Source organism: Streptomyces sp. NBC_00667, assembly GCF_036226825.1.
GTDB lineage: Bacteria > Actinomycetota > Actinomycetes > Streptomycetales > Streptomycetaceae > Streptomyces.
On record NZ_CP109023.1, the window covers coordinates 1 to 14,854 of the forward strand.

Genomic DNA, 14,854 nt, shown 5'->3' on the forward strand with positions numbered 1-14,854 from the left:
GGTTCCTGAGCGCTGCGCGCTCAGGAGAGAACCGCCTCGCTGCGCTCGGCGGCGGACCGCTTCGCGGTCCTAGCCGGCCCTTCGGGCCGGAGTCCTGCGCTTCGCTCCGGACTAGTCGGGGTTTCGCTTCGCTCCACCCCGAACGGCCTGCTCCGCAGGCCTGGGTGACCCCGTTTCACGGGGTCCGGACCTACGGCCCGTTGGGCGGGTCCGCTCCGCTCCCCCACCCGGTCCTTCCGGCTCCGCCTCCAGGACCAGCCCGCTTCGCGGGCGGCTGGCAGCAAACGCAGCCCGCGGCTCACCCGTGCTGCTGTAGCGGATGACGAAGTCCACTGTCATCTGTATGCCGATTCCTGTCAGCCGGGTGACGAGCAACGTGGAGCCGACTCGGCCTCATGGGGGCTGGACCGGCAGCAGTGCCGCACGCCGATCCTCCCCAGATAGCCAGAGATGAAAACATGATCACGAAGCCTTGAGGAGACCTCATCGAACCAGACCACCAATGAAGCTGCTTCAATCTGAGTAAGGGATTGACTCTGGAAAGATCATCCCGTACCAGATCCACTGACCGACGACAGGTCTGTCACCACCCATGTCGGGCTCGTCAGCGCAAATGGCGAAGCTCACGCAGCCCATAGTCCGGTGGCAACCACCCCTTCTTCCGACGCTCGATGGTCTTCCGCGTGTGCGGAGGTGGGTACGGGCATCCCTGCATCAGATCGGGTTCATCACTGGCCCACGTAAGCCCGTAATGCGCAGTACACACCGGCCAGATGGTCTTCGCGAACTCTTTCTGAGCTGGCTCCGTCCTTCGCCGGCTCCGGGACGGCTTGGGGCGCGGCGGCTGGGGCGGGCGCAGCCTGCAGCCCTCGGCGAATGACGTCAGGGACGGCAGTCCCTCACCTCCCAGCGGATCGGCGAAGAGTGGGCCGCTGGTACCACTTCCGACCGGCTGACGCCCGCCCTCGGCACTGCGGCCCCCTGCATGGCGTCCGGCCGGGAAGGTGGCTCTTCGGGCGTCAGACGCGGTGCGGCCACGGAGTTCCGTCAACACCTGAGTACTTGCTTCGAGGCCTTGGCTGTCGTGAAAGTCTCGCTGCTCAGCCGCTCGCAGGCGACACTCAGGCATGCAGGTGATGGCTCTGCGTGGCGACATGGGCTAGCGCAGAAGATCGCAAATGCTTTCTGATGTGATGTCCTCAGAGCCTTCGGAAGACCGTACGAGTCAGAGTAATCTGGTGCGGCTGTATCGGTGGGCGGCCACCCACTTCAAGAAGCTGCTCGGCGTTTTCATTGTGGCAGTAGTCGGTGTGATGGTTCAGCAAGTTGCCGCTAGCTGCACCGCCGAGCAACCCTCCTTGGGGCCTACCCAAGTGCATTACGTGCATCTTGCCGCTGACTCCGGTGAATTGATCCCCCCGTTCAAGGAGACTCAACGTATCACCGGAGGCAACTGCTGGACTGGGGCGCATGGAACCTTCGATCCAAGCGCTTGGCGCTGCGGCACTCCGGACTCATACATTCGCGATCCCTGCTGGTTCATGCCCTGGTCGGCACCAAATCACGACGATGCGGCGTGCGTTGACTCGCCCTGGGACCACTCGGTAATGATCTTGGTGGCTCCAAAACGGGGCAGTCTGGAAGATAAGGGCACGCCGGCTCCGCGCGCGAGAATCAACCCCTGGGCACTGGAGCTACGCAACCCCGTGAAACACGACCAAGTACTGCAATGTGTATATGTACAGGGAAATGCGGTCCAAGAGATCCACGAGATGCGTCAAAACTGGTGGTGTTACGACAAGGGGCACGCGGGGGAAGAGGAGCACCTTGTCGCATATGCGTGGGGAGATGTCGATACGTCACATCAACCTAATACGGTGGCCTTTACGGAGACCCGGGACAGCGAGGTACGCCAAGCAAGCGTGACTGATGTGTGGCCCTGAGATCCTCCTCACGACACCATGGGGGGTTCCCCCGGCCCATTTGGGCGTGTAGGCGGAGGCTACGCCGGTCGTCCTTGATGTCCTCGCCGGTTTTGAGCGCATGGCACAGCTCGCGTTAGTGCCTGTGTCTGAACCCGCCTGTGCAGCTCACGAACCTGTCTTGGGGAACTCAATGTCGTACATGTTGCGGGCGAGAGCCAGAAACTGAAGTCGAGGGGCTGGCGCCCCTCGAAGGTAGGCACCGAGAACGTTCTGCACCTCAACACACATGCGAACCATCAGCACCGAGGTGGAATTCAGACCGCTCGCCTCCAGAAGGTGGTATCGACCGAAGCCGAATGCACAAGCCGCAAGGATGTTCCTACGCAGGTCTTCGTTCGGGATCCGGAGCGAGCCGAGACGGATCCCAATGATGGTCTCGTCGAGCGCTTCCCTCCACAGGCGAGCCTCTTCCGAGTCGTCCGAAAGATCCTTGCCGTGTCCAGCCATGACAAGCTTTCGCACGGTCTCCACATCTGCCAGGAGGCTGTCTGTAGCGGCCTCGGCCCGCTCGTCGCGCCGTCGCTCTCGCGCATGCTCTGCCTGCTTGCCTTGCTGATAGACAACGCCCCCGAACGCGGCAATAGCACCAATCAAGGTGCCTCCGAGGCCGACAATTCCGACGATAATCTCAGGCTCCACCAGAATCACGATGGTGCAAGGGGATCGGATCCACGCCAGCGGCACGCCCCGCGCAGTGCAATATCGCCTCGTGGCAGTACCCCGGCAAGGCCACCTGGGCCACGCCATGCCGCCGCTGCGGTTTCTCGCTACCTGGGGACCACGGGCAGTCTGGGCCACGTTCGCGGCCGTCAACGGCACACCGCAGTTAGGTTCACCGGGTGAGTCCGGCCTCTGGTCTCTCTCACTCACCAGCCCCAGTAGTTCCGTTCGCGGAACCGTCACCGTGACCGTTCTGCGAACGGCGACTCTCACCTGCACTTCCACGTCATCCCGCTGACCTGCGCGGGCGGGATCAGAAACAGGCACTTAGGGACAACCCGCCGCAACGGCCCCCACGCAGCCGCGCGGCCTAACCGGCCACGAGTGGCCAGCGGACCGGCCCTTACGCCCCGAACACACCTCCAACCACACCCATCAACCCTCACCTGACATGCAGTCAGACGGAATCGGGGAAATCAGACGTCGCATAATTCACCACGCCTCATGCTCCTCAGGGCGGGGTGTGAGTCTATGAGTGCCTGTTTTAAGCGCATCCGCGATCTCGGTGACACGCGCTTGTCTGGCCTTCCGCCCCCACCCCTCATACTCTCCAAAGTGGATTGAGAAAACAGCCTTTTGTGGCGGGCTGCCAAGCACGAAGTAATTACGGAAAGACCTCTGGAACGCTTGACTAATTCGATTGTCGACCCAGCTGACCCATGGGGACTCATTCTTGCCGACAAGGACAGAGGCAATCGCCGCCACGATAGCTCCACTAGCGGCTGTGATGATGCCCTTCTCCTCCGGCGTTGCCTTTTCTCCTGGTGCAAACTTGGCGGCAATCAAGATGATTGCTCCGGCCCCGATGACGGCAAGGAAAAAGGGCCCAAGAAGCCCCATTCCATCAGGCGTATGGAACCCTCAGGGCGTGTGCCTACCATGCGTTTTCCGACCAGGAACAGCGCTTGCCCAGCACTGGCTACGGCTACCGGGATGGCAACGAGACCCCAGAGCGCCTTGTAGAGCACGAAGGCCCACCCCGCACCCAAGAGCGCGATCCCAAGCGTCGTGAGCGCGTTCAGGAACGTTGCCTTCATCGTTCTGCCCAGCCGATGCGGTAGCAGTGCTCCTGTCTGTGAGTGCAACAATAAAGCAAGTAACCGTCCCTGCCGATCGGCCCCCAGAAGGGCTTGGGGGGTTCCTCGGCTTGACACTCCCCATCTTGAACGAGGGCTGCAACGGTATACGCTCCCGGAATAGGGTTAGGCGGGACGCCATGCTGTCGAGTCAGCTCCCATAGCCGGTTCAGCTCCATATGAGCCTGGAGCCCCTGCTTGCCGCGCAGCTTCCTTAGATGGCCTTGTCTTGCCATCACTGCGTGGTACCGGCTTCGGCGCTGCTTAACACTCATTGTGTCTTCCTCCAAAAACAAGCGGCGCTTTTGCGGAGAAGTCTCACTTCACCATTTTTCCACCGGTGCACCTTCCTGGCATCTCGACGGCCATGTGCCAGAGCATCATTCGACGTTGAGAAATAAACTTCCCGGCAGTGGGGGGTGAGTCATGCCCGACCCCGTACCCAACTGTGAAACCGACCCGGCTCGCCCGCGCGAACGCAAGGGCAGTGAGGTCCAGTCGGTGACGCGAGGATTGGCCGTCCCGCTCCAGCCGCGGAGCCGGGAAACTGAGTACGTGATCGAACGCCGCGCCTTGGGCACCGGCCCGCGCCCCGCAGCGGGCCGGTCACCCGGCCCGCCCGGCACGGCCCAGTCAGCCCACGTGCGCGCCCTCCGCACGGCGGCGGTGCAGCGCCGCGCAGCGGATGCCGCCGCCGAGGTGCCACTCCAGCACCGGGCCGACAGCCCGGCCGTGCTCGGCGCACGAGTCACCAGGACCAGGCCGCCGCAGTCGTGCCGGCGGCACACGCACTCCTCGCCCAGGCCGACGTACGGCACCTCGTGCCGGACCACCCCGCCCCCCGACCCGTCCGCGGCGGCTCCCCGCAGGCCGGCCGGCCAGGCCAGCGTCACCCGCAGGCCACCCGACCCCGACCGGAACCGCTCGATCACCCGCACCTCCCCCAGCACGGCCAACGGCACCGTTCCCGGCGCAGTCAGCCGGCCCACCGATGTCCCGAACTCCCCCGCCGCCAGGGCGGCCAGCTCGTCGGCGTCCGCATCGGTTGACCAGCCGGACAACTGATCCTCTCCTTCGGCATCGTCGGCCAGGTCCAGCCACGGACCATCGAGCCGGAACCGGAACGTACGGCCTCCGGCGCCGACCACGACCAGCGAGGCCGACGGCATGGCCACGGGCACCTCGATCTTGTCGTGGGCAAGCAGCCAGGCGACCACCGCCGCCCGGTCGAACTGCGGGTGCACATCGGTGCCGTCCACCGGGGCGGGGAAGTCGGGGTGCCAGCGGCACCAATTCACCACCGCGGCCCGGCCCACCCGAGCCATCCGCGCCACCTCTGCCAACAACACCCGCTCCCACACCGGGGCCGGCTCAAGCCCAGCGAGCGGCGAGCGGCGCCCCGCAGGGACGGCGTACACCACCCGCCAGTCCACCGTGGGCCGGACGACGGGGAGCAGCGCGACGTCCTCGGCGGAGTACAACGGGACCGTGGTCACGCCGCCCTGCCGCTTGTAGTCGATCTGCACCGAGCCGACCGGTGCGACCCAACCGAGGCGTACGACCTGGTCGAAGTCGACCCTTCGGACGCCGAGGCGGCGGGCGGCCTGGTCCGGGCCGAGGGGGACGTGCCGGTCGAGCAGGGCCGGCAGGTCCCTGCGCCGGGCGAGGGCGGCCACCTGGTCCGGGTGGACGTCGGGGCACTCGGCGTCCCCGCCGAGGCGGACCAGCAGACCCGCGCGGGCGAGGTGGCCGACCGCCCACCGCCACGCCGCCAGAGGCACCCGCAGCCGGCCCGCCGCCTGGTTCTCGTCGTAGCTCTCCCGTACCGAACGCACCATCTGAATCGCACTCCGATCGCACTTCGATCGGCCCGACGATCGGGCCGCGCCGGAAACATGCCGAAAGATCCGGTTTATTTTCAATAGCCCTGATTCTGGGGCAAGTTGGGAGCACACCGCATAAGCCGCCTACGCGTACGCGAGGGTCCTGATTCACCCGGGCGGGGGGCGGCAGCGGCCACCGAGGGGCCGCGCTCGACCGAAGTCGGGCGCGCGGTCACCGCGCCGCGGACACCGCGCGCCGCAGAGCGCCGACGACGATGAGGGCCCGGCGGCGGAACGGCTCGACCGGCCCGGCCCGGAACGAGCAGGTGCCAAGTTTCCGGCGATGCACTGCGTTCATGCAGGTCAGAGAGCTGCGGAGAGTTTCAGACTCGGAAATTTCAAAAAAATTTAGATCACGTGTGACATTCACGGGTTTCCGCGGCACATCAGCCCGTACAACCAGGCGACTGCTCCTGAAATCGCGCGCGCGCAGTTGAACATCGTCGCGACTCAGAGCAGCGCAAGACCGGGGAGGGTTTTATGCATACGGATGACCAGATCGCGCAGGCCGTCGACAAGGGACTGCCCGACGACCAGGCGGCCCGGATCCAGGCGGACATCGCCCGCGTCCAGGAGCTGGCCTACTACGGCTTCAAGGGCCGGGTGTACGAGGTATTCCAGGACGAGCTGCTGTTGGAGACCGAGTCGATCCTGAAGGGCATGATCCGCGACGGCTCGCTCGGCCGGCTCGCGATGGAGCGCTTCAACGAGCGGGGCATCACGTTCTGGATCCACCCCGAGGACCTGGCCGCCCTGCGGGCCGACGCCGCCGCCCGCGACGAAATCCTCATCGACATGCAGGTCAGCGCCCTCAAGAAGTTCCGCACCAACGCGCTCATCAACAAGGAGTGGAACCCGAACCACAAGGGTCCCCGCGGGGCCAGCTGCCTGCGGTCGTACTTCATCGGCACGTGCATCTGGGAGTTCCGTCGCGCGTACCTGAGCTGGGCGCAGGCACGGGTCAAGTGGGCCGAGCTGCACGCACTCCGCGACTTCGCCGAGGAGGCGCCCGGCGGAGGCGGAGGGATCCTCAGCCTGCTCCAGGCGCCCGGCTACCTCGCCGAGCCCGAGGCCATCGTCCTCACGAACAACTTCGAGGACATCCTGGCCGAGCAGACCCCCCAGACGCAGGCCGTCATCAGCCTGACCGTCCACGGCCTGACGGACACCGAGATCGCGGACACCATGAAGATCACCAACGGCGCGGTCCGCACTTGTAAGACGCGCTTCCGCAAGACCCTCTACCAGGCGGCCCGCGAGCGGCGGATCTGGATCCCCGCCCAGCTCCACACGACGGCCAAGACCCCCCACGACAAGCAGCAAGCAGGTGCCGCGTGACCACCCCGACGACCCCGCCCAACCCGCTGGCCTCGCCCTCGGGACCGCCGGCCAGCACCCCGCCCGAGGTGCCCGCCACTGGTAAGAAGGCCATGGCGATTTCGCTCTGTGTGGTCGGCGCGGCCTTCGCCGCGCTGGTCGCGTTCACGGTCTCGCGTCACCTCGGAGCGGAGGCGCTCGCCTCGCTCGGCTGGGCCGGCGGCACGTTCGTCGGCGCGTACCACGTGGTGCAGAACATCTTGGAGAAGTGCGGACAGCTGTGAGGGCCCCGGCGCCGCCCCATCGGGGCGGCGCCCCCGGCCCTAAGCGCGCCAGGGTGTCTGGGCCGGGGCCCGCATCATTTCGGTGACGCGTTGTCGCCGGGGTTCCTCTCGGCTCTGTCCGGCGGCCGGTCAGAGGGCTTGAAGGCGTGCGCCTTTGCGGCGGCGAGCGGCAAGGCTGATCACGGGGGCCGTACGGCGCGGAGCCGGGTCGGCGGCGACGTCCGGTGCGAGGGAACGCATGAGGACGGGGTGCAGACCGAAGTCTTCGGCGGCCTGGAGCAGTGACGGCGGCTCGCCGTACTTGCGGCCGAGCATGGCGCGGAGGAGGGTGGGCTGCTCAGGATGCACGGCGACGGGCTCGTTGGTCCGCCAGCCCCGGGCGGCGAGCTGCTTGTAGAGGCTCTCGCGGCGGGTTTGGTCGATGTGACCGAGGTCGTGAGCACGGTTGATCAGAGCCTGGATGGAGATGCCCCAGCGCTGCTTGAGGACGGCGAACTCGCGGAGCATCAGCGGGCCGCTGAATGCTTCCTCCGCGCGTTCCTTCGGTAGCAGGAAGGCGCCCGCGAAGCGGTGTGCCTCAGTTTCGGCTTGCTTGGGGTCCAGGCCGGCGCGGCGGTGGGGGTGGAGGACGAGGTGTCCCAGTTCGTGGGCGGTGGTGAATCGCTGCCTGTCTCCGCTTCCGGCGGAGAAGTAGCTGATCATGGACGGACCTGTGGTGCCCTTCCAGCAGGAGACGCCGGAGTGCCCAACCACGGCTTCCTCGCCGGCGCCGTCGGCATCGAGGAGCATGAGCGGGACCACGGGGATACCGGCCCGTTCGCAGGCGCGGATGACGTGTCCGATCACTCCGTCCGAGGCGATGCCCAGGGCGGCGCGGGTCTGGCTGGCCAGGTCTTCGATTTCGTCAGGGGTGAGGGTGCCTTCGGCCACCGGCAGGGTGGTGCGGCGGACCTTGGTCTCGGCCATGAGGCGTACGGCGACCCGGTACGCCTCCCTGACCGTTGCCTCCACCCGCGCGACTTCCTTGGCCGAGGCGCTGGCCTTCTTGCGGAAGGCCAGTGTGTCGGCGGGGAGGTCGGAGGGGTCCACGTCGAAGAACGAAATGGGTGTGCCGGTCGCGGCGGCGATGCGCGCGAGGACGTCGTCGCTGACCGGCTTGATGCCTTTTTGGATCTGTGAGATCAGTGGCTGCGAGACGCCGGCGGCCTGCGCGAGCTCCCCCTGGGTGAGGCCCATCAGGGACCTCAGGGTCCGGATGCGCTCCGCTGGATCACGCACTACTTCCTTCACCCTCTTCGCGCACGTCCTCGTCGAACTCGAAGGGCAGTGTGAAGCCCTCGTCGTCCGGGATGAACTCCCAGCCGGTAAACGACTCAGTGTTGCGGGGGAGCTCGTAGTACAGGTCGAACTTCGCGGCCCGTCCCGGCTTCCATTCACCTATCGGGCGAACGATGCGGACCGAGATCTCCCCGCCCTCCTCGGGTGGCGAGAGCCAGACTGCGATGAGGTTGCTGCCCGCCACGCCGAACAGGTCAAGCGTTCGATTCTCATAGTAGGTGATCCGGGCCCGGTTCTTCCCGGGGGCCGGAACCATCTCGTACGGGGTGGCGTGCAGGACGCGGACGGTCATCATCCCTTGGCGCAGGTGCAGGCGCCCACTGGAGGTCTGGATGGGCTCCCAGCCGCCGAGGTCGAGCCCGTCGGCGTGACGGCGTTCGATGAAGCGGCGCGTGTGGTCGCGGACGAGATCGGTCCGGCCCTTGGTGTAGCCGTTGCCAGTCATGCCCGAGTCGTTGTAGTGGCCGTGGGCAGCGATGTAACCGTAGTCCAGTGCTTCGTAGAGGGGCGCGGACAGACCTTCCGTGGCCCGCGTGATGTGTGACGCATCCTCAGGTGTGAGCATGGCGGTTATTTTATAACCGTGAATTCCACATCCACAACGAGTTCGGCGAAGTAAGAAGGGCCGCCAACCTGACGGATGACGACCCTTCACAGACGGACTCGGCACTACGGGGCGGGGGTGAACTCCACGTCGGTGCCGCCGCAGCCGGCCGCGATGTCCAGCAGCCGCTCCCGCTCCGCCCCATCCACCGCCAGGCCCCAGCGGAGCTTGGTCGCGGTCCACTCCGCGCCGTACCGACACAGCGCATCCGGCGACGGCGGCAGCCACTGCGCCGGGTCCTGGTCCGCCTTGCTCCGGTTCGAACGGGCCGTCACCGCCACCAGCGAGGACAGCTGGCCCTGGTCGTTCGCGTACACCTCACGCCGCGCCGGCGTCCACGCCGACGCCCCGCTGTCCCACGCCTCCGCGAGCGGGACCATGTGGTCGATGTCCAGCTTGGACGCCTCCGTGACGGTGGTGTCGTCGTAGTACGACCACCACAACCCACCGGTCAGCGCACAGCCCGGCCCGATCTCCGGGAACTCCACCGCCTCGGACAGCAGAACCTCCGCCCTCGTGTTGCAGCCGTCCGCCGGGATGTCGCCGGCGTTCCAGTGCTTGAAGGAGGTGCGCTGGTAGCCGGTACGCTCCTCCGCCTGGACGGGCAGGGCGGACACCGCGACGCCCATCGGGAGGACCTGCGGTACGGCGTGCTGCACGGTGGTGTCAGCGGTCGCGGTAGCGGCGGGCAGGGACAGGGCGAGGACAGCGGCGGCCGCGGTCGCTGCCCGCATCGTCAAGATCATCACGACGGTGGTTCTACCGGCCCCCGTGGCACCGGCAACAGGGCGCGGAGCGGCAGTTCACCCGCCCGGGGGCGCCGGATTCACCGGCGAAACGCCACTGCACCTACGCATGCGCCAAGGAACAGAGGATTCCATGGATTCGGCCCGCACCCGCCCCACAGCCGGCGCTGGGCCCGGGGCCGGCGGCGGCCAGGTGCTGCGCCACAAGGCGGGCTGCCTCCGGGCGCAGTGGGACGGTGCGGCCGACCGCGCGGAGCCGGCCGTCGTGGTCGTGGCGGCCGAGGACGAGCAGGCCGAGACGGGTGAGGGTGCCGGTGACGGCGCCGATGATCGCCTCGGTGGTGTCCCGGCGTCTGACCTTGATCCACACCTCCCTGTGGCCCGGCATGTAGCGGCTGGTCAGGGGCTTGACCACGATGCCCTCGACACCCGATGCGTCCGTCCAGGACTCCAGCCACTCCCGCGCCGTGGCCGCGTCCGTCGCCATCGGACACAGCGTCCACGGGGCCGTCAAAGCGTGCTCGGCGAACAGGGCCTCCAGGCGGGCGCGGCGCTCCACATACGGCAGGTCGAGCAACTCCCGGCCGCCTTACAGCCCCGGCCACCTCCGGGAGCCGGAGCCGGCCGGGGTTCGGCCTCACGGCGCGGGAGGGGTGTTCTGGAAGAGGCGGAGCAGGGCCTTGATGCCAGTGGTGGCGAGGGTGGGGCCATAGCGGAGGCTGAGGATGAAGAGGGCGGTGATCACGAGGATGGTGATGAGGGTGTCTGTGGGCAGATAGGCGCTGACTCCGGGCGGCTGGGTGTCGTACTGCGGAGTGGGGAGGGGCGGCGAGGCTGGCTGCTGCGCGGCTGGCACGGTCGGTGCGGGGGCGGCGGGGGCGGCGGGGGGTGCGGGGGCGGCGGGGGCGGCGGGGGCGGCGGTCTGCTGGCTGGCGACCGGGGGGTCTGCGGGGTTGGGGGCGGCGTGGATCGGGGCGGCCAGCATGATCACAGCTGCCCATGCTGCGGCAGAGCCGGAGAGGGAGCGTCGTGCTCGCATGGCAGGTCGGTTCGTACTGTTCGAGTGACCTGTACGGGTGCGGTCCAGCATGATTGTCTCCGTGTTCCTCAACTGGCTTTCATGGGCGCCGTGTTCGGCGATGAAGGCAACTTTTGAGGACGAATGTTTGTACCACTACAGGGAAAAGCACTGGTCACGGCACGAATCAAAGAAGTGGCCGGCGCAGGGGGGCGCGATGGTCCCGAAGGATGATGGCGGGAGTGTTCCCGAGGCTGGTCACCCGCAGCGCAGACAGGGCCGGCAGCCGAAGGACCTGTCGGACGTCAGCGAGTCGCGGCGCGAGTTTGCGGAGGTCATGCGCGGGGAGTTCTTCGACCGGCTCGCCGCTTTGGGGGTAACCACGGCGCAGATTTCCGCCGGGATGGGCAAGGGCTTCAGCGGTGCGCAGTTGTCCCGCTTCCGTTCCGGTGAGCAGTTGCCGGGAGACCGCGATCAGGTGCTGCGGCTGCTTGCGTACGCGGAAGAGGTGGTGGGTCAGCCGCTTCCTGACGGAGTGCGCGAGTACGTGCTGGAGAAGTACTACAAGGTATTGGAGCACAGCAACGGGAAACTGCACGACCTTTACCGGTTGATGGACATGCGCGACCGGGTGGTCGGCGAGCGCGACGAGGCCCTCGAGAAGCACCGGCTCGACCAAATCGAATTGGTGAAGTGTCAGGAGAGCCTGCGGGAGGCGCGGGCTGTGGTGGCACGTCTGGAGTTTGAAGCCGGAAAGGCTGAACGCGAGGAAGCCCAGCGTCAGCAACGCGAGGAGGCTTCGGAGAACGAGGTGAGGCGGCTGCAGGATCAGCAGGATCAGCTGACGCGTGCCGCCCGGGGCGCCAGGTCGGAGCAGCAGGCCGCGCACAAAGAGATTCGTCGCCTTCAGGACCTGCTGGTGCAGCAGCGCGCCGAATCGGCCCGTTCCGAGAAGCTTTTGAAGGGCGAGAACACCGCGCTGGCGGAGCAGATGTCGCAGTTCCGTGACCGGGTGGCAGACCTGGAGCGGGCTGAGCAGTCCCTTCGTACCGAGCTCGATCAGGTTGCGGCCGCACTGGCACAGGCCGAAGCCCGTAGTAGCGAGCTGGGCTCCCGGCACGAGGTCGTCCTCCATTCGCGCGCGGTGATCGGTGAGCGGTTGTCCGCGGCGCGCCGGCACCGTCGCGATCTGGCGGACAAGCTCACCGCATGCAGGGAGCGGGAGACGGCCGCGATGCGGAAGCTGACCGACGCCCAGAAGCACATTGCGGATCTTGAGAGCCGGCTGGTGGCAGCCTTCCGCTCGCGGGACGCCCTGCTTGAGCACCCCAGTGCACCGGGCGAGGCTGTCGCGGAAGCCGAGGAGACGGTGGACGCGGCCTGGCGCTCGGTGGAGAAGACCGTCCTCCTTATCGAAGCGCAGGCTGTGGTTGTTCCTGACCGTGGAACAACGCCCGCCGGCGCCGCCCCAGCCGAAGAGCCCGCTGGTGACGACAGTGACGGCCCGGATGGAGGCGAGGGCACACCCGTACCCGTGCCCGAGCCCGTGTCCCCAGCCGCGTCACGGCCACCGGAGAAGCCGCCCGCCCGCGCCGCCGGTGGCCTTCGGGGCAGATTGCGGTGGCCTTGGGACGACCCGGGCCTCGATAAAGATCCGAGGATCCTGATTCGGCTCTACGCGGTGATCGCCCTGCTCATGTTGGCCACGGCGATCGCCGGCTTGCTGTGGGGGCAGCGCGGCGATGGTGGGGACAAGAACTCGCCCGATGACTCAGTCACCGATGAGCCGGCGGCGCAGGGGCCCACGCCGCAGTGGGCTCTGGCGCTCCCACAGCCCTTGGATGGCCGGCCCGTGCTGGACGGCGCGGTAGTGGTCGCCGCGGCCTGGAGCGGCGAGGTCTACGGGGTCAACGCGCAGACGGGCAAGCAGTTGTGGACCGTGCCGACCAAGGGCCGCAACGGACGCCCGGTGACGTCAGGCGGACTCACTCATATCTACTCCGACGGCGAACTCAAGACGATCGACACCCGGACCGGGGAGGTGAAATGGACGAAGTCGGACTTCCTCGACTCCATCGCCGCCGCTGAGGGCTCCCTCGTGGAAGTCCACAGATCCAAGGTGGTCTCCGTGAGTCCGGGTGACGGCAACGACCGGTGGTCCGTGCCGGTGGACGAGCCGATCGTCGGACGTCCGGCGCTGACGAAGGACAAGGTCTACCTCAGCAACGAAAAGGGTGAAGTGAGCGCCCTGGACCTCAAGACCGGGACGGTCAGATGGAGCAAGGCGCTTGAGAGCATCGACAAGGACCAAGATCCCATCATGGCCGGCACCGCGCTGATCGTCGCCACCAGCAAGCAGATCGTCGCTCTCGACTCCAGCAATGGCAACGAACTGTGGCACCGGGATTACACGGTGTACAGCAGAGACATGCTGGCGGCCTCCGGACTGCTGATCTTCACAGCTCCACTCAATGACGGCGTAGCGCTCATCGCCCTTGACCAGACGAGCGGGGCAATGAAGTGGTCATTCGCCAAGACAGCAGAGGAGGCACAGGTCTACGGCTACCTGTCAGCCTCTACTGATCGCGTCTACGCCGCGTATGACAATGAGCAGCTCTGCGCCTACCAGATCACCGACGGCACCCGCACGGACTGCTTCGCCAACGTCAACTCCATCCCGGGCACGGCAGCCACATCCGACGGCGTGTACGCCAACAGCCACAACCAGCGCCTGTACTTCTTCCGTAAGGATGCTCTGGGATGAGCACCATGCCAAGGACACTGGTACGCGGTCTCCTGGCCCTGACGGCGTTCATGCTGCCGCTGTCGGGCTGCGACAAAGCCCCCCCGAAGGAAACGGAAAAGCCGCCGCAGAGCCCGGTCCACGACGTCTCCAACTCCCCCGTGTGGACGACGCCCGTCACCGGAAAACGGTACTGCCCCCTGTACAGCGAGAAGCACAAGGTCCTTCTCGATTCCGGTGCTGACGACGTGACGATGCGTGATGCGGTCACCGGCCAAACCAAGTGGGTATACCGGGAAAGCAAAATTTCGTGCCCGCTGCCCGCAGAAGACGCCGTGTACGTATCCGCCTACGGGGGAAAGATCATTGCGCTGGACTGGTCCACCGGTAAAGAAAAAGCGACATATTTCTCCCCCGTCATCGGCAACCCCCGCAATTCCCCCGAGGTTACTTCCTCAGGCGTCCATGCGGAAATCGGCGGGAAAATTCTGACAGCAGACCGAACTCTCGGACACGACCTCTGGAAATACGAAGAGACCGCAGACATGTGGATCGACGACATCGAGGCATCCGGCGACACTCTCGTATTGTCCACTCACAACGGAAAAGTCAAAGCATTGTCAGGCAAAGACGGAAAAATTCTTTGGACCTACACGACACCGTCGTTCGGCCTGCTCGAAGGAAACATGGCCATCGAAGAGGGGGTCGTCTACATCGCGTCAAAAGACGGGTCCGTGTACGCCCTCGATCTGGCCACAGGAAAAAACCTGTGGGCTACAAAGCTTGACGATGGAACGGCATGGTCACCCCAACTGACCGGCAGCATGCTGATCACGGCCGATAAAAGCCACATCCACGGCATCGACAAGAAGACCGGCAAGAAACTCTGGAAAAAGCATGACGTGACCCATCAGAGGATACTCGCGATTGCAGGGCAGGCTATATTCGCGAGCGGCACACCCACAGAAGGGTGGGTGCAAGCACATGACGCCGCAACCGGTGAAATCGACTGGATCTTTTCCGGGAAACTCGACAGAAGCTTCCTCGCCGCCAGCCCCACCCACGTCTACGTACGGACGGACAACGAAATCCAGGCATACGAACTGACCACGAAGACAGCCCACTAAAGGACCACCGGGT

The 14,854-nt window shown here is 66.2% G+C and carries 14 protein-coding genes; 5 read left to right on the plus strand and 9 right to left on the minus strand.

Going from position 1 to position 14,854, the window contains the following annotated elements; all coding sequences use genetic code 11:
- Positions 1-1,178 precede the first annotated feature (1,178 nt).
- The gene (locus OHA81_RS32555) at positions 1,179-1,943 is read left to right on the plus strand and encodes a hypothetical protein (RefSeq protein ID WP_329202716.1); all 765 of its coding nucleotides are present in this window, start codon (positions 1,179-1,181) and stop codon (positions 1,941-1,943) included.
- Positions 1,944-2,090: 147 nt separating this feature from the next.
- Here the strand turns inward: OHA81_RS32555 and OHA81_RS32560 are convergent, their stop codons facing one another.
- From OHA81_RS32560 to OHA81_RS32575, 4 genes are all read right to left on the minus strand, one after another.
- Positions 2,091-2,624, minus strand: a complete 534-nt coding sequence (locus tag OHA81_RS32560) for a hypothetical protein (protein ID WP_329202718.1) — start codon at positions 2,622-2,624, stop codon at positions 2,091-2,093.
- A 513-nt stretch (positions 2,625-3,137) separates the two neighbouring features.
- Positions 3,138-3,545 (minus strand): hypothetical protein, encoded by a 408-nt coding sequence (locus OHA81_RS32565; RefSeq protein ID WP_329202720.1) that lies wholly within the window; start codon positions 3,543-3,545, stop codon positions 3,138-3,140.
- A 616-nt stretch (positions 3,546-4,161) separates the two neighbouring features.
- Positions 4,162-5,619 (minus strand): hypothetical protein, encoded by a 1,458-nt coding sequence (locus OHA81_RS32570; protein ID WP_329202722.1) that lies wholly within the window; start codon positions 5,617-5,619, stop codon positions 4,162-4,164.
- A gap of 217 nt (positions 5,620-5,836) precedes the next feature.
- The gene (locus OHA81_RS32575; protein WP_329202724.1) at positions 5,837-5,962 is read right to left on the minus strand and encodes a hypothetical protein; all 126 of its coding nucleotides are present in this window, start codon (positions 5,960-5,962) and stop codon (positions 5,837-5,839) included.
- A gap of 182 nt (positions 5,963-6,144) precedes the next feature.
- On the opposite strand from OHA81_RS32575, the gene OHA81_RS32580 reads away from it, so the two are divergent.
- The gene (locus OHA81_RS32580) at positions 6,145-7,002 is read left to right on the plus strand and encodes a hypothetical protein (protein WP_329202726.1); all 858 of its coding nucleotides are present in this window, start codon (positions 6,145-6,147) and stop codon (positions 7,000-7,002) included.
- On the plus strand, positions 6,999-7,265 hold the full coding sequence (locus OHA81_RS32585) for a hypothetical protein (protein ID WP_329202728.1): 267 nt from the start codon (positions 6,999-7,001) through the stop codon (positions 7,263-7,265). Before OHA81_RS32580 ends, OHA81_RS32585 begins: the two co-directional genes overlap by 4 nt.
- 129 nt (positions 7,266-7,394) lie before the next feature.
- Here OHA81_RS32585 and OHA81_RS32590 read toward each other — a convergent pair whose 3' ends face one another.
- The 5 genes from OHA81_RS32590 to OHA81_RS32610 form a co-directional block, all read right to left on the minus strand.
- The gene (locus OHA81_RS32590; RefSeq protein ID WP_329202730.1) at positions 7,395-8,543 is read right to left on the minus strand and encodes a helix-turn-helix domain-containing protein; all 1,149 of its coding nucleotides are present in this window, start codon (positions 8,541-8,543) and stop codon (positions 7,395-7,397) included.
- Positions 8,536-9,168, minus strand: a complete 633-nt coding sequence (locus tag OHA81_RS32595; protein WP_329202732.1) for a hypothetical protein — start codon at positions 9,166-9,168, stop codon at positions 8,536-8,538. The genes OHA81_RS32590 and OHA81_RS32595 overlap by 8 nt, the downstream gene beginning before the upstream one ends.
- Before the next feature lie 104 nt (positions 9,169-9,272).
- Positions 9,273-9,941, minus strand: a complete 669-nt coding sequence (locus OHA81_RS32600; RefSeq protein ID WP_329202734.1) for an HNH endonuclease family protein — start codon at positions 9,939-9,941, stop codon at positions 9,273-9,275.
- A gap of 115 nt (positions 9,942-10,056) precedes the next feature.
- The gene (locus tag OHA81_RS32605; protein ID WP_329202736.1) at positions 10,057-10,530 is read right to left on the minus strand and encodes an ATP-dependent DNA ligase; all 474 of its coding nucleotides are present in this window, start codon (positions 10,528-10,530) and stop codon (positions 10,057-10,059) included.
- Between the two features lie 60 nt (positions 10,531-10,590).
- Complete coding sequence (locus tag OHA81_RS32610; RefSeq protein WP_329202738.1) at positions 10,591-10,992, minus strand: hypothetical protein; 402 nt, start codon at positions 10,990-10,992, stop codon at positions 10,591-10,593.
- Positions 10,993-11,053: 61 nt separating this feature from the next.
- Here OHA81_RS32610 and OHA81_RS32615 point away from each other — a divergent pair, with 61 nt between their 5' ends.
- Both OHA81_RS32615 and OHA81_RS32620 read left to right on the plus strand, forming a co-directional pair.
- Positions 11,054-13,735, plus strand: a complete 2,682-nt coding sequence (locus tag OHA81_RS32615) for an outer membrane protein assembly factor BamB family protein (protein WP_329202740.1) — start codon at positions 11,054-11,056, stop codon at positions 13,733-13,735.
- Complete coding sequence (locus tag OHA81_RS32620) at positions 13,732-14,841, plus strand: PQQ-binding-like beta-propeller repeat protein (protein WP_329202743.1); 1,110 nt, start codon at positions 13,732-13,734, stop codon at positions 14,839-14,841. The genes OHA81_RS32615 and OHA81_RS32620 overlap by 4 nt, the downstream gene beginning before the upstream one ends.
- The last annotated feature ends 13 nt before the right edge of the window (positions 14,842-14,854 follow it).